22 protein-coding genes and 2 pseudogenes are annotated in these 21,948 nt (G+C 51.0%); 9 read left to right on the top strand and 15 right to left on the bottom strand.

What is annotated here, in order from left to right; genetic code table 11:
• From hpf to ACFR81_RS07235, 9 genes are all read right to left on the bottom strand, one after another.
• Positions 1-627, bottom strand: coding sequence for a ribosome hibernation-promoting factor, HPF/YfiA family (gene hpf / locus ACFR81_RS07275; RefSeq protein ID WP_343875391.1), 627 nt, complete (start codon positions 625-627; stop codon positions 1-3).
• A gap of 120 nt (positions 628-747) precedes the next feature.
• Positions 748-1,239: a ComF family protein gene (locus ACFR81_RS07270; protein ID WP_343875394.1), complete on the bottom strand. Its 492-nt coding sequence runs from the start codon at positions 1,237-1,239 to the stop codon at positions 748-750.
• Between the two features lie 483 nt (positions 1,240-1,722).
• Positions 1,723-3,411 carry an LpqB family beta-propeller domain-containing protein gene (locus ACFR81_RS07265; protein ID WP_343875397.1) on the bottom strand — a complete coding sequence of 563 codons (1,689 nt, stop codon included), beginning with the start codon at positions 3,409-3,411 and terminating at the stop codon, positions 1,723-1,725.
• On the bottom strand, positions 3,401-5,161 hold the full coding sequence (gene mtrB, locus ACFR81_RS07260) for an MtrAB system histidine kinase MtrB (RefSeq protein WP_343875399.1): 1,761 nt from the start codon (positions 5,159-5,161) through the stop codon (positions 3,401-3,403). The genes ACFR81_RS07265 and mtrB overlap by 11 nt, the downstream gene beginning before the upstream one ends.
• A gap of 11 nt (positions 5,162-5,172) precedes the next feature.
• Positions 5,173-5,862, bottom strand: coding sequence for an MtrAB system response regulator MtrA (mtrA, locus tag ACFR81_RS07255; protein ID WP_068170557.1), 690 nt, complete (start codon positions 5,860-5,862; stop codon positions 5,173-5,175).
• A gap of 64 nt (positions 5,863-5,926) precedes the next feature.
• Positions 5,927-7,024, bottom strand: coding sequence for a uroporphyrinogen decarboxylase/cobalamine-independent methonine synthase family protein (locus ACFR81_RS07250; protein ID WP_141669385.1), 1,098 nt, complete (start codon positions 7,022-7,024; stop codon positions 5,927-5,929).
• 24 nt (positions 7,025-7,048) lie between these two features.
• Positions 7,049-7,417: a chorismate mutase gene (locus tag ACFR81_RS07245; RefSeq protein WP_068170561.1), complete on the bottom strand. Its 369-nt coding sequence runs from the start codon at positions 7,415-7,417 to the stop codon at positions 7,049-7,051.
• 81 nt (positions 7,418-7,498) lie between these two features.
• Positions 7,499-8,692, bottom strand: a complete 1,194-nt coding sequence (mnmA, locus tag ACFR81_RS07240; protein WP_343875403.1) for a tRNA 2-thiouridine(34) synthase MnmA — start codon at positions 8,690-8,692, stop codon at positions 7,499-7,501.
• Positions 8,693-8,756: 64 nt separating this feature from the next.
• A complete protein-coding gene (locus tag ACFR81_RS07235; protein WP_068170564.1) occupies positions 8,757-9,998 on the bottom strand; it encodes a cysteine desulfurase family protein in 1,242 nt (413 codons plus the stop codon).
• A 128-nt stretch (positions 9,999-10,126) separates the two neighbouring features.
• On the opposite strand from ACFR81_RS07235, the gene ACFR81_RS07230 reads away from it, so the two are divergent.
• Positions 10,127-10,597: a tRNA (cytidine(34)-2'-O)-methyltransferase gene (locus ACFR81_RS07230; protein WP_068170566.1), complete on the top strand. Its 471-nt coding sequence runs from the start codon at positions 10,127-10,129 to the stop codon at positions 10,595-10,597.
• 123 nt (positions 10,598-10,720) lie between these two features.
• Here ACFR81_RS07230 and ACFR81_RS07225 read toward each other — a convergent pair whose 3' ends face one another.
• Positions 10,721-12,187 (bottom strand): S1C family serine protease, encoded by a 1,467-nt coding sequence (locus tag ACFR81_RS07225; protein ID WP_233125997.1) that lies wholly within the window; start codon positions 12,185-12,187, stop codon positions 10,721-10,723.
• Between the two features lie 268 nt (positions 12,188-12,455).
• On the opposite strand from ACFR81_RS07225, the gene ACFR81_RS07220 reads away from it, so the two are divergent.
• Together ACFR81_RS07220 and ACFR81_RS07215 are read left to right on the top strand one after the other, a co-directional pair.
• The gene (locus ACFR81_RS07220; protein WP_190618158.1) at positions 12,456-14,474 is read left to right on the top strand and encodes a TPM domain-containing protein; all 2,019 of its coding nucleotides are present in this window, start codon (positions 12,456-12,458) and stop codon (positions 14,472-14,474) included.
• A gap of 120 nt (positions 14,475-14,594) precedes the next feature.
• Entirely contained in the window at positions 14,595-15,311 is a 717-nt protein-coding gene (locus ACFR81_RS07215; protein WP_068170522.1) for a PspA/IM30 family protein, read from the top strand.
• Between the two features lie 73 nt (positions 15,312-15,384).
• Here ACFR81_RS07215 and udk read toward each other — a convergent pair whose 3' ends face one another.
• Complete coding sequence (udk, locus tag ACFR81_RS07210) at positions 15,385-16,005, bottom strand: uridine kinase (RefSeq protein ID WP_068170521.1); 621 nt, start codon at positions 16,003-16,005, stop codon at positions 15,385-15,387.
• Positions 16,006-16,174: 169 nt separating this feature from the next.
• On the opposite strand from udk, the gene ACFR81_RS07205 reads away from it, so the two are divergent.
• Positions 16,175-17,512 (top strand): MFS transporter, encoded by a 1,338-nt coding sequence (locus ACFR81_RS07205; RefSeq protein ID WP_343875413.1) that lies wholly within the window; start codon positions 16,175-16,177, stop codon positions 17,510-17,512.
• Positions 17,513-17,579: 67 nt separating this feature from the next.
• Here the strand turns inward: ACFR81_RS07205 and ACFR81_RS07200 are convergent, their stop codons facing one another.
• Complete coding sequence (locus ACFR81_RS07200) at positions 17,580-17,783, bottom strand: cold-shock protein (RefSeq protein WP_068170519.1); 204 nt, start codon at positions 17,781-17,783, stop codon at positions 17,580-17,582.
• A 508-nt stretch (positions 17,784-18,291) separates the two neighbouring features.
• Between ACFR81_RS07200 and ACFR81_RS07195 the strand changes: the two genes are divergently transcribed.
• From ACFR81_RS07195 to ACFR81_RS07175, 5 genes and pseudogenes are all read left to right on the top strand, one after another.
• The gene (locus ACFR81_RS07195; protein ID WP_068170513.1) at positions 18,292-18,624 is read left to right on the top strand and encodes a hypothetical protein; all 333 of its coding nucleotides are present in this window, start codon (positions 18,292-18,294) and stop codon (positions 18,622-18,624) included.
• 151 nt (positions 18,625-18,775) lie between these two features.
• Positions 18,776-18,994: pseudogene (locus tag ACFR81_RS07190) on the top strand (transposase); the annotation flags it as partial.
• The gene (locus tag ACFR81_RS07185; protein WP_083147259.1) at positions 18,991-19,176 is read left to right on the top strand and encodes a hypothetical protein; all 186 of its coding nucleotides are present in this window, start codon (positions 18,991-18,993) and stop codon (positions 19,174-19,176) included. The pseudogene ACFR81_RS07190 and the gene ACFR81_RS07185, both read left to right, overlap by 4 nt.
• Positions 19,177-19,188: 12 nt before the next feature.
• Positions 19,189-19,575 (top strand): annotated as a pseudogene (locus ACFR81_RS07180) (transposase); the annotation flags it as partial.
• A complete protein-coding gene (locus ACFR81_RS07175) occupies positions 19,529-19,888 on the top strand; it encodes a transposase (RefSeq protein ID WP_369796766.1) in 360 nt (119 codons plus the stop codon). The pseudogene ACFR81_RS07180 and the gene ACFR81_RS07175, both read left to right, overlap by 47 nt.
• A 259-nt stretch (positions 19,889-20,147) precedes the next feature.
• On the opposite strand, the gene ACFR81_RS07170 is transcribed toward ACFR81_RS07175, so the two are convergent.
• The 3 genes from ACFR81_RS07170 to ACFR81_RS07160 form a co-directional block, all read right to left on the bottom strand.
• Positions 20,148-20,441 (bottom strand): hypothetical protein, encoded by a 294-nt coding sequence (locus ACFR81_RS07170; protein ID WP_068171307.1) that lies wholly within the window; start codon positions 20,439-20,441, stop codon positions 20,148-20,150.
• A 15-nt stretch (positions 20,442-20,456) separates the two neighbouring features.
• Positions 20,457-21,209 (bottom strand): hypothetical protein, encoded by a 753-nt coding sequence (locus ACFR81_RS07165; protein ID WP_068171310.1) that lies wholly within the window; start codon positions 21,207-21,209, stop codon positions 20,457-20,459.
• 140 nt (positions 21,210-21,349) lie between these two features.
• Positions 21,350-21,940, bottom strand: a complete 591-nt coding sequence (locus tag ACFR81_RS07160) for a hypothetical protein (protein WP_068171312.1) — start codon at positions 21,938-21,940, stop codon at positions 21,350-21,352.
• Between the last annotated feature and the right edge of the window lie 8 nt (positions 21,941-21,948).

Raw genomic sequence — 21,948 nt, 5'->3', positions numbered from 1 at the left:
TTACTGATTTTTGAGCAAAATTACGCCGTAGGACCAGCCTTTACGACGGTAAACGGCTGAAGGCGCGCCAGTCTCTTTATCAACGTAAACGAAGAAGTCATGCCCTACCAGTTCCATATGGTCAACTGCTTCTTCAGGGGTAAGTGCAACTGCTTTAAAGCTCTTGCGACGGATTTCAATGGGTGAAGAGAGGTCGTCCTCAAGCGAAATTTCTGAACTGAAAGCGGCTTCTTCAACAGTTTGATCTTCAAATTCTATGAGGGGTGAATCCTCAGGAACCAGCGCACCAGTGGCTTCACCCACACTGACCGGGCGTTTGTTGCCGTGTTTGGGAGTTTTTCGTCGGTCGCGAGCGCGGCGTAAACGTTCTAGCAATTTGCCATAGGTTTCATCAAAGACAGCAAATTTGTCAGAGCCCTGGGCTTCTGCGCGCAGGACGGGACCTTGACCTTCTACTGTGATTTCTACTCGAATTGTTTCTGAACCGGAGTGACCTTCTAGCGAGAATTTCACTTCGATGTTGCTCACGCGTTCTCCAAGTTGCTCAAATTTAGCAACTTTTTCTTCGACATACTCGCGGAGGCGATTGGAGACCGTAATGTTTCGTCCAACTACGTTGATTTCCACAATTCTCTCCCAACATTGAAGGGTAGCGTCTGTGATTTAACATTCGCTCAGGAACTTTGGGTGGGTTCCTTATGAACAACAATAGAACACTATATGTTGTCAGTCACATAAATTTCGCACTTAGCGTTGTGTTAAGTTGGTTTCTACGTTGTGTCGCTTTGTTTCATCTGAGGTTTTCCGCGGGACTGCCGCTACAGTGATAGCTCCTATCACGTGAGCCCCGTGCTTTTCTAGAATAGAGGTGGCTGCTTTGAGGGTTGCGCCGGTAGTCAATACATCGTCTACGAGCACACACTTTTTGCCCCGCAAATCCCGTTCGCGCCCTAACACACTAGTTAAGGTGGGTCGGATGCTCATAGAATCGAGGATTCGACGGCGTCTGGCGCTCACTCCCAGCAATTTTTGACCGGTAGCTGATGAAAGACGCGATTTTTGACGCAAGAATCTTCCTAGCTGAAATTCAAAGGTCTCGGTGAGCGGCGTCTTTCGTAGCTGGCGCAGGGTTTGTTGAGCTAATAATTCTGCGGGAACAAACCCCCGACGTCGGGCACTTTGGGCGGTGGACGGGATAGGCACCCAGTAAATTTGTTGAGAGGAGGTTTTATTCCTCATGCCCATTGCTTTTGTAGGTGAGCTACTCAGCGGTCCGAGTATCTCGTATGCCGCACGTACCAGCCCGGTCACAAAATATTCAGTCAGATCAGTTCTGCCACCATTCTTAAAAGCTAAAATACAACGGGCTAGCTCGTGCGTATAAGCTCCTGCGGAAAAAACCGGAGGAAGAGCATATCTTGATTTTGGTCGCATAACTTTCACTAACGAATACCTCACTAGATAATCGCATCTCGTGCAGAGCGCTCTGCCCAGCCCCATGCACTGCCCATAGGAGAGGCAACTGGCACACGTTCGAGGAAAGAAGAGTTCGTAAACCGAATAAAGAAGAGCCCAGAAGGTCTCCGCATCACGATGAGTATGAGCGTGATGTCGCAGTTGAGGTGTCTGAGGAAAAAGTTGCATACCTCCAGTGTCACCGCCCGAGCATCAGCTACACCAGGTTTATTTTCAACTGTGGATAACTTGTAGTGAATAGATGAACTACCCGGAGAAATTAGCGTCTTCCAGCGAAATATCAATGCGCGACCAGCGCCCGTCAAGCAACCTGTAGACGCTTGCATCTTGGGTATGCGCCAGTGCAGTTTCGCTACCGGGGGCAGCAGAGATGCTTGCTAAACCATCGAGAGTTTCAATCTGATTGACCTCGCCCGAGAGGTTTACAATCTCTGTGCTCCCCTGCGAATAGTCAGCCAAGAGCACAGAAGAATCGCTATACCACTGAGCATCTGATACCTTGCCGGTACTGCTCAAGCGGATCGGCTCCATCAAAGCCTCCGGAGTATTATCGGACCCGCGTTTGATACCCGACATCCAGACGGCTGATTCTCCGCCGCTTTGAGTCACAATCACAGCGCGTGTGCCGTCGCGCGAAATTTTCAAGGAGCTCACCGTGTAGTCTTTGAGCCAATCTGCAGAAATGGTGCGCGGAGTTTGATTCTCTCGATTCGCGATAGATATAGCCTTGACCTCCCCATCAGAAGTAGAGGACCATAACCACTGGAATTGATCAAATGATGGCTGAGTGAGCATTTCCCCCATCATGACAGTCTTGCGTGTATTGGAGTTAATCCAGTTCAGCGAGTTGCGGGCAGCGTTGAGATAAGCAAAGTTCTGTCTCTTATACCCCATAGCGGGAAGTTGCATTGAATCATCCGAGGTATAAATGGTGGTCAGATTACTATCATCGCGGAAGTTTTCGCTCATCCTCATATCCTTGCCAGAGAATCCCACAACTTGCGGACCCACATCGGGATTGATGACTGGCGCCTGATAATCATCCAAACTGTTCTGCTTCAAAACCTGGTCTTGAACGGAAAGCTGAATTGCCTGCACTCCGTTGAGCTGGGACAAAGTTTGAGTGAGCTGAGTTTGGAATCTTTCAATATCAAGCTGGGAGAGATTAGCCGCCGGTTCTGCTGTATTCACATCCACCGTTGCGGTGCCCCCATTAACCGGCACTGAATTCCGATTGAGCTGTGTGCCTTCGGGTACAGCAGAGCTGACAGCGCCCTCAAGGTAGGGCGCCGGGCCCTGCAACAGCACGCGAACCAACGACGTCGCAACCGTACTACGGTCTGCAAACCAGCGCGTATCCGGCACGGCATAGGTAAACGTGGAATCGTAAAAATAGAGCGTGAAAGGAGTAAAGACCTTTTCGAAGTTCGCCCGAGAAATGACGATGGCATTCGGTGCAGAAGCGATACGCCACTGTCCGTCCACCTGCTTAACCGTAATGTTGACATCCTGGTTTTCCGCCGCGTCAAAGGAGGTAGCGATACCCTTCTTATCAATCTCAGTTGTTACCGGTACATTGACGACGAAGTCCTCGCTCTTTCCCCCCTGTTTGAGATTCACCTGGTCTCCATAGACGAGGGTCTTATCATCAGGTTGCCAGGTCTGCGCAAATTCGGGTGTCAAAAACTCACGCGCCACTGTGTAATCATCGTGGGCGCCGATACCTGCCTCTATAAATCCACGCACAATTTGTTCTGGGCTAGCGTTCTGGCTCGGTCCCTGTGCCTGGATATCCGCCGCAGAAGGCGAGGCACTCTGTGCAGGGTCAGCATAGTGGTTGACGGAACCGTCAGTTGGAATACTCCCGCAACTTGTAGCTGTGAGCAGAAAGATGAGCCCCAAAGAAGAAACTTTGTACAAAGGTCTAATTTTCATCGGGTACTTCCTCCGAAGAAGCAGCGGTATAACGAGAATTTGGTTCAGGCTTATCGAGTTCGTGATCGAGCGAAGCTACAGTGAGTATGCTACCCGTGGCGGCAGTTTGCTCCGTTGACCGCAGAGAACCGTTTTCTGGTTCACCTGTTAGTAGCACGGGCGAGGACCCCATAGGAATATCTTGAGTCAGCGGCAAGGTCATGCGGAAGCACGCACCTTCGTCCGGCTTGCCCCACGCTTCCAGTGTTCCTTGGTGCAAACGCACGTCCTCGGCTGCGATAGAAAGCCCCAAACCGGTTCCTCCCAACGTACGTTTACGGGAAGGATCAGCACGCCAGAAACGATTGAAAACTTGATCCAAATGCTCAGGTTTCATACCGATACCGTGGTCACGTACTGCAAGACCTACCGTGTTTTCGTTCACGCCGATGTACACGTCAATCGGGTTACCTTCGCTGTGCTCCACTGCATTGAACAAGAGGTTACGCAAAACCCTTTCGATACGGCGGTGATCCATCTCCACCATAATTTGTCGCTCGTCCGTATGGAGAGTGAGCTCCGTACCGGTTCGCGCAAGATGCGGTTGCACTTCGAACAAGACATCGTTGATAACCGCCAGTAAATCAACCGGCGCGCAATCGAGTGTGGCGGAACCGGCGTCAAACCGCGAAATCTCCAGTAAATCTGCCAGCAACGAATCAAAGCGATCTACCTGGTGGTAAAGAAGCTCCGTGGGACGGCGGTACGCCGGATTCAAATCTTCACGACCGCTGTAGAGCATCTCCGCCGCCATACGGACGGTAGTCAAAGGGGTACGCAGCTCATGCGAGACGTCGGAAACGAATTGCTGCTGCATGCTAGAAAGGGTTTCCAGCTGAGAAATCTGGTTCTGTAACCCGTCTGCCATGCGGTTGAAGGAATGACCCAACCGAGACGTTTCGTTTTCCCCTCGCACAATCACACGCCGGTCAAGATCACCGGCTGCCAGTTTCTCGGCCGTTATAGCAGTGGAGGCAATAGGGCGGATAACCGTTCGCGTCACAAACCACACGATAGAAAGAACAACCACAAGCAGAATCAAGAATGCCAGCAGAATCACCAGGTTGATATACCGCATGGTCTGCTGGGACGCCGATAAGTCATACACCAGATAAAGACCATAGTCAGGGTTCTGGTGAATCTTGATAGACGTACCTACAAATAGAACCGGATGCGTTACACCATTCTGAGTAATACTCGATGACTGCCAATAGATACCGCCGTCGTCCTTCCGCACTGCCTCATCCAGCTCCGCAGGAACCGCATCGGCAGTAATAGAAGGACCCTGGCTGTGAGCTGTAATTGAACCGGGATTATCTGGATCTCCGTGAGGCACCAAAATCCACTGCCGGCTAGAATCACTGCCGTCTACCTCAAGAACCGTCATAAAGCGCAGAACGTCGCGTTCAATCTCCGAATTTGCAGTGGCATCAGAGCTATCAAGAAGTGACTGAACATTCGTAAAGCCGCTCTTAGATTCTTCCAGTGCTTGGCTGAGGCGACCATCAAACAGAGAATTAGCAATCTGATGTGTCAAAAATGAACCCACGAAGATGAAAGCAATCATCATCAAAATACCAGCTGCCGACACAGCACGGAATTGAAGCGACTGTCGCCACAGTTGACGGACAGTTTTAATAGGATGACGCCGAGGATTCAGTTCTGACGCTGGAGCTGCATTCACCTTCGGCAGTGGTGCGGTAATTGACACGAAGGGTAGTCCTAGCGGTGCGGTTTATCTGAGACGGCCTTATAACCTACGCCGCGCACAGTCAAAACAATCTGAGGGTTCTCAGGGTCCTGCTCAATCTTTGAACGCAGGCGCTGAATATGAACGTTGACCAAACGAGAATCAACCGATTTTTCGTAACCCCATACGTTATCTAATAACGATTCGCGGGTCATTACTTGCCCCGGTTGCTGCGCCAAATTTGCCAGCAAATCAAACTCCAAAGGAGTCAGTGAGATGTTCTCTCCCCCGCGGCTGACGGTATGACCGGCGAGGTCTATCTCCAACCCGCCTACTAGCAGATGACCCTTGCTGTGCTCTTCTTTAGGGCGCAGACGAGCACGTACGCGGGCTAACAGCTCAGCAGGTTTGAAGGGCTTGGCGATATAATCATCTGCACCAGCTTCAAGCCCCCGCACGACGTCCTCAGTATCGCTCTTGGCGGTCAACATGATGATAGGGACATCTGACTCCTGGCGAATCTGGGTGCACACCTCGATACCGTTCATACCCGGAAGCATAAAGTCGAGAAGGATGAGGTCCGGCTGGTGAGTACGGAAAGCATCAGCGGCTTGGTCGCCCGTCTCGCAAATAGCTGTTTCAAAGCCTTCTTGAGCTAGTACGATTCCGACCATCTCAGCCAGAGCTTCGTCGTCGTCCACGACGAGTATGGTTGCGTTCATTATTCTCCTCTGAAAAATCAGCAGACCCTCTCATCTTAGCGGGGTCCAAAATAAGTGTGAAAAGTTACTGGTCCTGCGCAATTTCGGAGACTGCCCGCGCCGTCTCGGTCAGATGCCTTAGCACCGCTGTAGCCTGCGGGGAGGAAATTTCAGAGAGGTCTCCTCGCTCCGTCAAGGTCAGACCGCTTAACTGGTCAGCAGAGAGGCCTACCGTCCGCCAGGATTTCCACAGCGAATGGGCAAGAGATGAAACACTCTGAACTTGGTGGGTATCTGCTACCCCCAGCCATACCTGCTGCCCCGCTTCAATCAGGGTGGCTACTTTCTCCCAATCCCTTTCTTCAAAATTTTTGGAAGAAAATGCGCTTGCGTTTACAGTCGATTGCAAACTGGCAAGGTATGGGTGGGGTGCATTCGCAACTGCAGTGAAAACATTGTGGTTCTTCATCTCCTGTGCCAGTAGTTCGTAGCTACTCTCTAATATCTCAGGTTTGATTGCCCGATACGTTCTCAACCCGCTTGCTGTTGAGATTTGACCGGCCATCGCTGCTCCCAAATCCGGTTCATCGAACTGGATAATGATTTGCTCATCCGGCACAGCCTCACGCACCAGTTTGAGCCAAGAACCAAGACCGGCAATGAAAGCATCCCGAATATCTCGTACCGCACCGTAATCTGCGATGGCGCGCTCCCCCTGCGGCAGATGCAAAGAAGAAGCAAGAGTAAAGGGACCGCAGAATTGCAGTTTCAGAGCATTGCCGGAAGCGCTTTCTTTGCCCACGGTATCTGCCAGAGCATTTAAATCAGAGGTGAAGAGCGAACGCGCTTTTTCTGCTTCCCGGGAGTAGCCAGAAACCAACCGCCACCCGAAAGAAGCTCCATCTGCTTCGAGGCCGTCCAACACAGCGATACTTCGAGCCAACGTCGACGCCGCATAACCCCGATCAGGTAAAGCAGGAAGATACGACAGATGTGGTGACCCCAATTCACCGCGCACGCGATGGACTGTATCGATGACATCGCTACCCGACCAGTTCCCCAACCCCGTACAACGTACAAAATACCGCTGGTCAAACGTTACACCGGCGTCCATCCCCTGCTTCTGGCTCAGCATTTCATGATCGATGCTGGCATACTGGGCGATTCTTTGAACTCGCGGCATACACGGCTCCTCATAAAGGATGAGCTAGTTAGCTGCCTCTCGGGCAATCTGCTCATGATGTTTGATGACTTCGGAAATAATAAAGTTCAAAAACTTCTCGGCAAATTCAGGATCCAACTCTGCTGCTTCAGCAAACGACCGCAACCGCCTAATTTGTTCTTCTTCACGTTTGGGGTCACCGGCAGGTAAGGAATGCTCAGCTTTGAGAAGCCCCACCTTTTGGGTGGCTCTAAATCGCTCTGCCAAAATATAAACCAAACTGGCGTCAAGATTATCAATGGTTCGGCGAATGCTGAGCAACTCAGCCATCACAGAATCATCGGCGGTATTCTGCAAACTTGAAGCATTCTGATTGAAATCTTCATTAGCTTTAATTTCTTGTGAAGCGCTCATGATGCAATCCTAATCGATAGGAGAAAAATGCTCCTTTTCCCTTCTCAAAGAAAGGAGCAACTTCCCTCATCTATCAGGGCCTTATGCTGCCTGGATATCTGCGCGGTTCAATGAATACGCCCGGTTAATAGTTGCCTGCCCCAAGACTCTGGTGCCCTGGTACATCACTACCGTTTGACCGGGAGCTACACCCTTGAGTCCTTCTTTGAGACGAACCACGATTTCCAAACGTAGCTTTCCAGCATCCATAGACTCGTCGTCCTCCACCCATTCCATATGAGCAGCAGAAAGCACGGGATCGGCATGCGCCCTCACCTGGGAGGTAATTTCGAATTCTGCGCTCTGAGCGCCCAGTTCCGGCGTCTTTTCGAGGAACTCGGTGACTTCGGCAATAGGCAGACCTGCCCAGGTTGCACGAATCCCACGAATCTCATCAACGGCAAGTAACTCACGGGAACCTACAATAACTTCGTTTGTTTTGGGTTTGACTTCCAGCACAAACCGCGGCTTACCATCTGCTGCCGGACGCCCCAGGGCCAGCCCCTTGCGCTGGCCCACGGTAAATGCCTGAGCGCCGGTATGGTGACCTAAAACGTTACCCTCGGTGTCCTTAATTTCACCTTCACGCAGCGCAATATGATCACCTAGCCAAGCGCGAGTATCCCCTTCAGGGATAAAGCAGATGTCATAGGAATCAGGCTTCTTCGCTACCGAAAAACCGCGTTCAGCAGCTTCGGCACGCACTTCGTCTTTTGAGGGGGTATCCGCCAGCGGGAACCACGCGTGTTTGAGTTGCTCGTGAGTAAGTACACCCAATACATAGGACTGGTCTTTTGCCCAGGTAGCTGCACGATGCAATTCGCGGTTGCCGTCTTTATCAGCTATCACTTTGGCGTAGTGTCCCGTCACTACGGCGTCGAAGCCCAAGGCAACAGCTTTTTCAAGGAGGGCTGCGAACTTAATTTTTTCGTTACAGCGCATGCAGGGGTTAGGTGTGCGCCCGTGCTCGTATTCAGAGATGAAATCATCAACGACGTCCTCTTTAAAGCGCTCGGAAAAATCCCACACATAAAAAGGAATGCCCAGTTTGTCGCATACTCGGCGAGCGTCCATCGAATCCTCGATGGTGCAACAGCCGCGGCTACCGGTGCGCAAAGTACCGGGCATCCGCGATAGAGCCAAGTGCACCCCGACGACGTCGTGGCCAGCATCAACTGCCCGAGCTGCTGCGACTGCAGAATCGACTCCGCCACTCATTGCTGCCAAAATCTTCATAAAAATCCTTCTGTATATGGCACGCCAACAGCGCACCTTCAAGTCTGTGAAAAGTCAGAGCACTTTAGTGCCACATCGAAGCGTCAGGGGTACGTGCTGCCAATCCAGCCGAATATGCCTGTTTGAAAGCGGCAGGAAGTGCCTGCAGTAGCTGATCAATATCTTCAGCAGTGGTGCTGTGCCCCAGGGTGAATCGTTGAGCCCCGCGCGCTACTGTTTCCTCGACTCCCATAGCTAAGAGCACGTGAGAGGGGCGGGGTACGCCAGCGTTACAGGCTGATCCTGTGGAGCTCTCCACCCCTGCCATATCCAGCAAGAAGAGAAGCGAATCACCTTCGCACCCTTCAAAAGTGAAATGCGCGTTGGCAGGTAGCCGGTTCTGCGGACCATTCTCCATAATCTGCAAATCTGTTTCAGGTTCAGGACCCCGCAAGATTGCCTGAGGAATTTCTGTGCGGACTAATTTAATCAGGCGATTTCTCAAGAGAGCAATGCGGCGAGATTCTTCAGCAAGATTCTCGCTCCCCCACTGAGCTGCTACCCCAAAGCCTGCAATAGCGGCAGCATCGATAGTGCCCGAACGAACCGAACGTTCTTGTCCACCGCCGTGCTGAACGGGTGTCATCTTTGCCTGGCGCGTAGCGATGAGGGCTCCAATACCCATGGGCCCGCCAATCTTATGACCGGAGATAGCCATGGTGTCCACACCTGATTCTCGGAAGTTCACCTCAAGCGCGCAAAAAGCCTGCACGGCATCGGTATGAACGGGAATCCCATACTCATGAGCGATGGCGGTTATCTCAGCAATAGGCTGAACAGAACCCACCTCATTATTTGCCCACATCACCGTTACCAGTGCAACCGATTCAGGATCTTTCTCAATCAATGTTCGAACGCTGGCAGGATCTACTACTCCCTCAGAGTTGACGGGAATCCACTCTACGATGGCGTCGTCATGTTTTTCTAAAAATTCCGCAGCTTCCGATACCGCATGATGCTCAATAGCAGACACCAGAATACGGCGGACGGATGGATTCGCTTCCTTCCGGTTCCAGAAAAGTCCTTTTACCGCCAGGTTATCTGCCTCGGTGCCTCCGGAGGTAAAAATAACTTCCGCTGCATCGCAACCCACCGCCGAAGCGACCTGCTCTCTGGCAGCCTCTACCACAGCGCGAGCGCGGCGTCCTGCAGAGTGCAGGGAAGAAGGATTACCACCAACTCTCATTTGTTCCGCCACGGCATCAACAACGGGACCGAGGACGTCGGTCGTTGCGGCGTGGTCAAGATATACGCGAGAAGAACTCATAAGGGTGCCTTTTTTCGAGAGAGCTTTAGCTTGATTATTTTACGCTTCATTGAGAATTTAGCCCATGAGATGGTTCACGAATCACGTATTCATCTGCAGGCTTTATTTCATGCGCCTAGACTGAAGGGGTGTTTAAGATTCTTTTCTATACTCCTGAGATTCCCGGCAATACGGGAAATGCTATTCGTTTGGCTGCTATTACCGGTGCAGAACTTCATGTGGTGAAGCCGCTGGGGTTCAATTTTGAAGACGCTCATTTGCGCCGGGCGGGTCTTGATTACCATGATTTGGCGGTCATGACCGTGCACGAGACGTTGGAGGATGCGTGGGCGGCGCTTCTTCCCGCTCGTGTTTTTGCTTTCACCACCACAGCGGAGAAAAATTTTGCAGATGTGAAATACCGTGAGGGTGACGTGCTGATGTTCGGGCCCGAATCAGTGGGATTACCCGCTGAGGTTCAGCAGGCAGAGCAGATTACCGAGCGTGTGAAGATTCCTATGCTGGAAGGGCGACGCTCGCTTAACCTTGCCAATTCAGCATCAATTGCCGTGTATGAGGCATGGCGTCAGCTGGGGTTTGCCGGTTCCACTTTCGAATAGGAACCATCAGGTTTTCTAGAACCGCCAGTGAATCCTATAACAAAATCCCGGTCACTCATAATAATAAGTGACCGGGATTCCTGTTTTATCAACCAGTTCTAGGCCTGTGTACTGGTGCAGTGTTTACTTTTGGGCATCTTCAGAATTACCCAAAGTTACCTTGATTTCTTCGGTAGAATTTCCACGCTGAACTTTGACAGTGGCAGTGGAGCCGGCTGCCTGTTCGCGTACCGCTGCGGTCAATTCCATGGCTTCGCTTATTCGCTTACCGTTAAATTCGGTGACGACGTCGCCCTGTTTGAGCCCTGCTTTACCGGCAGCTTGTCCGCTAACGACGTCTTTGATAACTGCTCCGTCTCCAAAGGTATCCGAAGAATCATTGTCTCCAGGTGAGGTTGCTACTGAAGCACCCAGGTAGCCGTGGGTGGCATGCCCGTTGTCAATAATTTCTTGAGCAATTCGGCTTGCGGTGTTGATGGGAATGGCGAACCCTACACCGATGTTTCCCGAGGATGAGGAAGAAGATGACGAACCCGCAGAAGCAATTGCCACGTTAACACCGATGACCTCGCCTTGAGCGTTGACCAGCGCACCGCCGGAGTTACCGGGGTTAACCGCCGCGTCGGTCTGAATCACATTGATGGCAATACTGGACTGGGTCTGGGACTTCTGACTTTCTTGACCAGGAATTTCAAACTGAAAGGGTGATTCTTGGGAGCCGTACTGATCCGAAGATTCTTCTGAGTTATTAGGTGCCGCTGAGGATGCAACTTCGATCGTACGAGAAAGGGTGGAGATAATTCCATCGGTGACGGTATTCTGCAACCCCAGGGGTGCGCCGATAGCCAACGACGTATCTCCTACGTTCAGTTTGGATGAATCTCCCAAAGTTGCTGGGGTGATATTCATTCCTGCCGTATCAATTTTGATGACGGCAAGATCGCTCGTGGGGTCGGTTCCAACCAAAGTTGCCTTCTTGACAGTTCCATCTGACATCTGAACTTCAATATTGGCGTTATTAGCCGCGCCATCGAGGGTCACTACGTGTGTATTAGTCAGAATATGGCCTTCTCCATCTATGATGATGCCCGACCCAGACCCCTGCCCCGAATTGCTGGTTACCCCGATGGTAACGACCGACGGCGTCGCCTTAGCAGCAGCAGCGGTTACTTCATTGACTGAGTCCGTGTTATTGACAATAGTTGTGCCCGGATTCGTGGTACCCACCGTTGAGATACCGTTATCTGAGAGCAGAGCCGCCCCGGCTCCTGCACCGCCGCCTACGAGCGCAGCTATTAAAGCAGCACTAAGTAAAGCACCGGTTGAGTGTTTTTTTCGTGAGGTCGGCTGTGCTTGGACGGGCGTACCGTAACCCTGCCCGGTCCACTGGGACTGAGCCGAATAGGATGGTTGCTGCCCATACTGGGGATTCTCCTGATACCGACCGTCATACTGCTGGGTTTTCAGAGGAACGGTAGGGTCCGACGTTTGATTCCAAGCTTGTCCCTGGGCATTTTCAGTGGAGCCGTGAGCTCCCGGTGTATTTTGCACTCCAGGATTCTGATTCTCGCCCCAGGGGTCTTGAGTCATTGGATGAATTCCCTTCATATAAGAATAGTGGCGGCGTCAGTTGCCGTATTTCATGAATATGGTTCAACTATCTCGCACTCTACTGTGATGACTTTGTGTTTATTCTGTAAGTTTACTGAAAGCCAATTGTTGATTTTTGCAGGAAAGTGCGCCAGGGGCGAATACGGTGAATTCTCCCGTAACGGGTGCCACTTACCTCTAGAATATTGACTAAAGATTCTTAGTGCTCGCACCAAGAGCAGGATCCCCTTTTAGATCGAGAGGTCTCATGAAACTTCAACCTTCCGCCCGCATCGCATTAGCTTCTTGCGCCTCAATTGGAATTTTGTTTTCTGCACCGACTGCTTGGGCTCAGGCACCTATGGATTTGCAACCCTCGGTTCGTGTTGAAGACACCACCGGTGCTCTGGGGAATACTTCGGGGCTCAAGAATTCCATATCCCAGTTAGCAGATGAACATCAGATCAATCTGTTTGTGGTGACCATCGATCAGTTTGAATCGCCCTCAAATTCTGAGCAGTGGGCTCAAAAATTTGGTTCGATGAATAATCTGGGGAGTAACGATGTCCTCTTGGTCATCGCCACCGACGACCGTCAAGCATATTTTGCACCCGGCGGCAATGGGCTCCTCTCTACCTCGGATGTCAACGAGATCTATCAGAACAACATCTTTCCTCAGCTCAAAAAATCTGATTATTCAGCAGCTGCCTCAGCGGCTGTGCAAGGAATTGATGAAAAGCTCTCAGGTGGCGCTACTACCTCTGATAACGGTAGCGGATCTGTTGGCGGTGTAGCAACCAGTGTGGGCGTTTTGGGTGGTGTTGCAGCGCTTGCTGTCGGTGGCGCCTGGATGGTCAGTCGACGTCGTAAATCTGCAAACTCAAATTCTGCTCCTGGGCAGTTCGACCGTCCACAGACCCAGCAAACTCTCGTCCCCATCCCCCAGCTGCGTAAAGAAGCGGGGAACATGCTGGTGCAGGTGGACGACGCTATAGTCCACTCTGAACAAGAGGTTGAGTTCGCACGCTTGCAATACGGAGAATCAGAGGTCGCTCCCTTCGTGACAGCCATTGAGAGCGCTAAAGCGCATATGCAACGCTCCTTCCAGTTGCAGAAACAACTCGATGACACGATTCCGGATACCGAAGAAGAACAGCGCGCCTGGCTGGGAGAAATTATCAGCCGCACCAAAGACGCCTACCGCGCGCTAGAAGAGCAGAAGCAAAACTTCACTAATCTGCGCCAGTTAGAACAAAATGCACCGCAAATTCTCCAAGCTCTGGAGGGTCGCTTCAGCGAGACAGAACAGCTCTTTCCTACCGCTGAACAGTCGCTGGAGAAAATCCGCTCGCTGTACGCCGACTCGGCGGTCACTCCGGTTGCCGATAACGTTCAAGAAGCTCACAAACGTTTGGACTTCGCTCGAACGAGCATGAGCCAGGCACAGACTCATATGGATTCCAACAGATCAGAAGCTGTACTAGAAATTCGTGCTGCGGAAGAAGCTGTTGGCCAGGCCAAGGGACTTCTTGAATCAGTCACCCACCGGGAGCTGGAGCTAGCAAAGACTAAAGAATCGCTTGATTCGGCAATTTTGGTTGCCGAGCGAGATGTCGCTCAAGCACGCGAACTCTCCAAGTTTGCCAATACAGGCGAACTTGCCGGCGCTGCCGCCGGAGTTTCTGCCGTCATCGATCAGATCCGAGCCGAATCTGCCGCGCCAAAATCCGATCCCCTCGCTTTGAGCCGCAAACTGACCGAAGTACGTTCTGACCTTGATAGAGCACTCAATAATGTGCGCGAGGTTCAAGACCGCCAACGAGCAGCAGGCGATACCTTACAGCACACTCTCGTATCTGCTCAGGCGCAAGTTTCTTCTGCCTCAGAATATGTATGGGCTCGTCGCGGCGGGGTCAGCGCAGAAGCACGCACCAAGCTTCGCGAAGCAGAACGAAATCTTGCAGAGGCTCAGAGCTTGCAACGCACCGATCCCATGGAAGCTCTGAACTATGCCAATAACGCTATTCGTTTAGCGAACGATGCACAGAATCTCGCTCAGGCCGATGTCGATTCTTTCACCCGCAGCAATATGGGTTATGGCAATCGCGGCGGGGTCGATTTAGGTTCTGCCATGCTCGGCGGCATCTTGATGGGTTCTCTCTTTGGAGGAAATCACTCAGGCGGCGGTATGTTCGGTGGCGGCGGAGGCTTCGGAGGGGGCTTTGGCGGCGGAGGCGACTTCGGTGGCGGGGGCGATTTTGGCGGCGGCGCCGGTGGCAACTTCTAAGACTGCACCCGTGCGCTCAGTGTGAACATTGCCTGAGAGTTCCCTGAAACTCTGCACGTTCTCAACCTTTACCTGGCACAATAAAAATATACATATTCATTAATCTCTAAGGAGTTTAAGTTGGTCAAGCAAACCATTTTCAGCCGTATTGCTCAGCTTGCGAAGGCTAATATCAACTCAATTATTGACGCTGCAGAAGATCCCCAGAAAATGCTGGATCAGATGGTACGCGATTACACCAATAACATTGCTGAAGCTGAACAGGCAGTAGCTCAGACTATTGGTAACCTCCGCCTCCTCGAAGAAGATTTCGCAGAAGATCAGCGTGAAGCTGAGGAGTGGGGCAACAAGGCTCTGGCTGCGTCCAACAAGGCAGACGAATTCCGTACCAGCGGCGATACCGCCAATGCTGATAAGTTCGATAATCTCGCTAAGGTTGCCCTGGGCCGCCAGATGCAGGCTGAGAAAGAAGCAGCTTCCATCAAGCCCCAGATTGAGTCACAGACTCAGGTCGTTGAGCAGCTCAAAGACGGTCTGACCAAGATGCGCGAAAAGCTCCGTGAGCTCTCCTCCAAGCGTGATGAGCTGGTGGCTCGTAGCAAGAACGCATCAGCACAAACCCAGGTCAACGACGCTTTGAAGTCATTCGATGTCATGGATCCTACCTCTGAAATTTCACGTTTCGAGGAAAAGGTACGCCGCGAAGAAGCCATGGTTCGTGGTCAGCAGGAGCTGGCATCCTCCTCCATCGATGCGCAGTTCAACGATTTGGAAGAACTCGGCAAAGAAACGGAGCTTGAGGCTCGACTTGCTGCGTTGAAGAACAAGAACGCATAATTTAGCTTCTAACGCTTTCTATACATGAGGGAGGCTCTCGCGTCTGCGAGAGCCTCCCTCATGTATATGAGCTTTAAGCCTGAGAACCCAACTGAGATTTAATACGATGAACCAGCATATCCAGCGCTACCAAGTTTGTTCCGCCCTCAGGGACGATGATGTCCGCGTATCGTTTGGAGGGCTCAACGTAGAGCTCATGCATGGGCTTGACGGTCTCTAGATACTGGGTCTGTACAGATTCGATGCTACGCCCGCGTTCGACGACGTCGCGCCGCATACGACGGAGGATGCGCACGTCGGCGTCGGTATCCACAAAGAGTTTGATGTCTAGACGCTCGCGAATTGCGGGCTCAGCAAAAATGAGGATGCCCTCCACGATGATGATGGGACGGGTCTGCACCATCAGTGTTTCTTCGGAGCGGTTGTGGTCTGAGAAATCATAAACGGGGCACTCGATGGTTTGCCCTTCGATGAGCGCATCTAGCTGTTTGACCAAAAGATCGTTGTCGAATGCATCCGGAGCGTCGTAGTTTAGCAAACAACGTTCTTCGTAGGTGAGGTGATCGTTTTTCTTGTAGTAGTTGTCGTGAAAAACTACGGCAACTTGTTCTTCAAACGATTCGATGAGCGCTCGGGTGAGCGTGGTTTTACCAGACCCGGTTCCCCCGGCGATACCAATAACGAGTGGACGCACTTTTTCTCCTCTAGACTCTCGTTTTCTCTATTGTGGCACGATTTAGAAACGGAGATTTACGGTAAGAGAAGAACGGGGAAAAATCAGACACGTTTCTCACCCTCTTCCTTCAGGTCTAAATAACCTTTACTATTGGTTGCTAATAGCGTTTCTTCTCTGAAAGCACTCCATGTCACTGACAAAAAACGAACGACTTGATCGACTCCCTTTTACTCGCAAGCATTCTAAGCTCCTCATCGGCTCCGGCATTGGCTGGTCACTCGACGCCATGGACGTAGGGCTCATTTCCTTTGTAATGGCGGCTCTTACCGTCCAGTGGGGTTTGACCCCAACTCAGACTTCATGGCTGGGATCCATCGGATTTCTGGGCATGGCCATTGGCGCATCGCTAGGTGGTCTGCTGGCAGATCGGTGGGGACGGCGGCAAATCTTTGCCGCAACACTGTTAATTTACGGTCTTGCCACGGGCGCATCGGCGCTGGTGAGTTCTCTGGCTGCACTCATTATTTTTAGGTTCGTGGTGGGTCTGGGACTGGGCGCCGAATTACCGGTTGCTTCCACGCTCGTCTCAGAATTTGCCCCCTCACGCATTCGCGGGCGCGTTGTGGTTATTCTGGAAGGTTTTTGGGCAGTGGGCTGGATAGCGGCTGCCTGCATCGGGACGTTCGTTGTCACTAGTTCAGAGAATGGATGGCGGTGGGCACTTGCCATCGGCTTAGTTCCCGCTGCCTATTCCATGGTGATACGATTGGGACTCCCCGAGTCAGTGCGCTTCTTGGAAGCGAAGGGAAAAGATGCCGAAGCCGAGAAAATAGTCCGCGCCTTCGAAGACTCACCACCCCTCTTTTCGTCTTCCCGTATCGTGCAAAAAACAGCAGAACCAGCCTCCTCCTCGCCGAGCAGTGCTCACAGCGACTCCTCCATTACTTCGATCTGGCACAGCTCACTTCGTTCACGCACCATCGCGCTGTGGATAATCTGGTTCTGTATCAATCTTTCGTACTACGGCGCTTTTACATGGATTCCATCGATTCTCCATGCCCAGGGTTTTACGCTGGTGAAATCCTTTAGCTTTACCCTCATCATGACGCTCGCTCAGATACCCGGGTATGCGGTCGCAGCTTTTCTGATTGAACGCTGGGGACGACGCTCCACTTTGGCTGCTTTTCTCATCGGCTCCGCTACTGCTGCCTGCTTCTTTGGAGTGGCATGGAATGAAGCAACCCTCATTCTGGCTGGCTGCTTACTTTCCTTCTTCAATCTAGGTGCCTGGGGAGCGCTCTATGCAATCGGGCCAGAGCTGTACCCCACCAGTGTACGAGGTAAAGGAACCGGGGCAGCGGCTGGTTTTGGACGTATCGCTTCAATTGCAGCGCCACTGATTGTGCCCCCGCTCCTTGCTTGGGGCGGGATGAATGCCCTCTTCTGGACGTTTGCTGCGGCATTTGTGCTAGCTGCGGCAGCGTCCTTTGTACTGCCAGAACTCAAAGGACGTACCTTAAGTTAAAGCGTTAGGGTATGCCAAAAGGACCGGTTCAATCGAACCGGTCCTTTTTTCTCTAAAAATCTAAGGATTAGAGGGGGCGAACTTCGCTAGCCTGCATGCCCTTGGGGCCACGCTCTGCGGTGTAGTCTACTGCCTGACCCTCTTCAACGGTGCGGTAACCGCTGCTCTGAATTGCTGAGTAATGGAAGAAAAGGTCCTCTGAACCGTCTTCAGGCTGGATGAATCCGTAGCCTTTTTCGGAGTTGAACCATTTTACTGTGCCGTTAGCCATGTTTTTTGTATTACTTTCGTTATGACCTCGAGAATGAGGTCGATTGCTCCATATCGATCTTCAGATATGGAAGTGAGAACACTTTTTGTTCTCTGGATCAGTTTCTCCGCCTAGAACCTTCTGGGCGTTGAAGAGAATCATCACCGATGAGGTAATAGGAATTTTTACAAAAACAATGACATCGAAGAGACGATGTTGAATCCGTAGAAATGCGTATCAACCAAGATTTGACTATACACGACATTCTTCAGCTTTATAAGCCGTCTAAGAAAAATAGTCGCCTTTGTACCTCAGAAAACCTCTAGGTCACGGGGTAAAAGAAGACAAAAATAAAAAAGACCCAGTTCCTAAGAACTGGGTCTTTCTATCAAGTTGCGGGGGCAAGATTTGAACTTGCGACCTCCGGGTTATGAGCCCCAATTTGGGGCCAAGTAATAACCACAATTCTTTTACTTCAAAAAAGTGAACCCCACGATGTACATCACCTCTAAGACGAGGTGAACTAACAGTGGAATTCCGTAACACCCAAACAAATCTCTACGCCATCACCGTAACGCCACAAGGCAGTGAGCACCCCATCCTCACCACCTACGCATCCACCCAAGAAAAAGCACGCGCCATTGAACGCTCCTACGACAGATGCTACGGCTGGGGAAAATACATCGTCGAGGTTCACCGCCCTAATGAGTTCCTGGTCAAAGAACTTATAAGCCAAGACCAAAAAACACTCAACAACCCCCGCGCAGGCAAATACGAACGGGCACTCGGCCAACTCCGAACCCGAAACGGTTACCAGCCCTACATCGGTTACGACGATCCTATTGATATGTCCTGGGTTTAGTTCCGCTCCCGTAAATTGAAAACAAACAAAAAACAAAGGAACAAACCCATGCCCACCCAATACCCCGCCGAACTCAAAACATGAGCCCTACGCCTACTGGCCGACCACCTCGAAAACAACCCCGACACAGGCATCTACACGCACCTGCCGAAACATCGGAGAACGCCTCGGCATCGGCCCCGATACTCTGCGAAAATGGCACAAACAAGCCGAAATCGATGCTGGCAGCACCCCCGGCACCACCACTGATATGGCAGCAGAAAACCGGCGCCTGCGCAAAGAAAACGCCGAGTTGAAGCGAACCAACGAAATCCTGCGCACCGCCCCGGCTTTTTTCGCGGCAGAACCAGGCCGCCCAGCCCGATCATGATCCGCTATATCGATAGGTATAGGAATCGTTTCGGGGTTGAGAACATCTGCACCGCACTACAAGAAAACCTAGCTGGTGGTTTCATCACCTCACGCGGCTACCGCGCCGCTAAGGCTCGTGTTCCTGCTGCACGTACTTTGAAGGACCAGCTTCTGATTCCTGAGCTGATGAAAATCCACTAGGAAAACTATTCAGTCTATGGTGTGCGCAAAATGTGGCACGCCATGAACCGGGTCGGCTGGAACATCGGTCGGGATCAGACCTACCGGCTGATGAAAATAGCCGGTGTTGCTGGTGCTCATCGGGGTCGTAAGCCTGTCACGACTCGGGCTGCTACAGTGGTTGATGACCGTCCTGATTTGGTGAATCGGGATTTTACCGCCACTGCCCCGAACCGGCTGTGGGTAGCTGATTTCACCTATATCAGGACGTATTCTGGCTTCTGTTATACGGCCTTCATTACTGATGTGTTTTCCCCGGAAGATTGTGGGTTGGGGTGTGTCTTCGACGATGCATACTCTGGGGATGCCTTTGATGGCTTTGAAGCAGGCTTTGTTCCAGGCGAAGAAAGATGGTTCTGATCTAACGCAGATTGTGCATTATTCTGACAGGGGGTCACAGTATGTTTCTACTGGTTACACCCAGGATTTGAAGGCGTTGGGTGTGCAGCTGTCGGTGGGTTCTACTGGGGATTCTTATGATAATGCTTTGGCTGAGTCCGTCAATAGTGCGTATAAGGCGGAGATGGTCAAGGATCGCCTGTTTGATTCTGTGGCTCGATTGGAGTTGGAGACGGCTGAGTGGGTGCGCTGGTGGAATCGGGTTCGGTTGCATCAGGGTCTTGGTTATCGGACTCCTCAGGAGGTGGTCGATGGTGCTTTAGTGGTCTTATAATTGTCGGAACTAAACCACGTACATATCAGGACAACCATCCCCTAGTTGTGTTATTCCGTGGAACACCAACACCCGCCCACATTGTTTTCGTTGCGAGTTATAGGAACGGGAGAGTTGAGCAGATTTGCTCCTCTCCCGTTTTCCATTTAAAGAGTAAAGAGAGTACACAGACTAGGTGACGCCTCGTAAAGACGCAAGTACAACAAATTGACGTAGAAACCCAGCCCTCAAGGGACTGGGTCTCTACATATCTAGAAATTTACCACCATAGATCCAGACGAAAGACCAGACCTAGTTGACGAAATTCATTGGCAAGTTGAATGTATTCTCGATCGAACCATGCACGCTGGTCTTGGTTGTAGAAACCATGGTTCTCTTCCGTGAAATTATCCAGAAAGAAAGAACACCAATGTTCATATCGCTGGATAAGTTCTGAAGAGAATTTTTCTCTAAAACCGTAATAAGGATGCAACTCATCAACCATGTAATCCACGAAAGGGTCCAGGGTGTAATTAGCTGAAAACATCGGTACATTTTCGTCAGAAACATTCATATCTCTATAGTGTCCCTAACAGGTTTTATTTCCCGTGGGAAATGATGTGATGACTTTACGATTGTTTGTAGAAACCGCCACACGGGGATAGATTGTTTTTTGGTATACCGGTTTTCTATTAACTTTTTTGAAGACTTGAATAGGAGTTACATAACAGCGAGTGGTTGAATTCTGCTGCCGACTATATGAAGGTGCCTGTAAAGCATTGATTGTTGAATACAGCATAAAATCATCCCAGTATCCAGCGAAACCTCCCTTTGCGTTATTCCAATCGCCTTCATGCCTGCTCCGAATGTGCACGTATCCGTTGTCTTTATTTCCGCATTTTAGATCGATATTCCCGTTATGTTTCGAATTGCGGATAGTGTAAACGACAGTATTTTCTCTACCAGCGTTGCATAAACCGATTTTTATGGGGTTCAGATAAAGGTTGCTCTCCGGAGTTGTTGACGTTGAAGAATCATGGTGAAGAGAATCTAAGTCCGAAGCTACTTCTCCTGCGAAGAATTTACTTCCTTCAGGGGCAGTTGGAGAGAAAGCTATAATATCTCCTTCTGCATATAGCTCTTCAACCTCTTCTTGATATGCAGATATGGACTGTTCTGCGTCGCTTGCTTCTGTTGAGGGGACATGTATGAGAGCTGAGCTGCGTAATTCCTTAGAGCTGTCAGGGCTGGAAGTGACCGTTCCAGCTTGGGCTAGACCTGAGGAGGTCAGAAGAAGAAGAGCTAGTGCAGAAGAAGACAACACCTTTGTTGTGATTCGCATAGATTTTTCCTCAGTTATCAATGAACCGAGGCTCAATTAAGCCTCGGTTCAAGTCTGTTGAGCTGACATTCAAAATGCAACAGGGTTAGCTAATATTTTCGATTGTTAAGCTCTTTTTTATTGCGCAATCCTATAAATCTCTACAGCCGAAAATCTAACCCCGAATCTTCCAGACCCAAATACATAGGCTCCGGAGCAACCTCAGCAACCGCAGTCCGCAAAGTACTCTCCCCCAGAACCTGCTGAATCTGAAGAACCTGATGTTTCTGGTAACGATTCAATTCATGGCCAGGGACATGATCATAGAACATAGGATTAGTCCTTCCCTCAGCCATCATCTGGAAATACACCCGAGTCTTACCCGAAGACTCAAAGTTTTCTTTCACATCAATCACCACAACAAGAACATCATGACGAGTCTGCAACAAATCTCCTGGTTGCAAATCAGAAACCTTAGCAGGCTCCAAAGCACCAACCACCCCGGCACGTTCCACCGCACACAACGGTTGCCGCACCTGAACAGACTCCTGTTTCCACAGACGCAAAGCCGAAGGCTCCAATACCCCCTCAAGCTCCCTCATACCAGAAACCAAAACAGTCCCATCAGACTGCGGCTGAACTTCCTCAACGTTGAGAATCTGACCCTCATAACCCATCACATCCCCAGTACGCACGCGACTAATCGAACGAGTACGCCAGTTCTGCTCAGCAACACCAGAATCAGGACTCATCTCCACCG

The organism is Rothia amarae, from assembly GCF_042677725.1.
Taxonomy (GTDB): Bacteria; Actinomycetota; Actinomycetes; order Actinomycetales; family Micrococcaceae; genus Rothia; species Rothia amarae.
The sequence above is the reverse complement of the archived record's forward strand: the minus strand, read 5'-3'. Positions and strand labels throughout refer to the sequence as shown.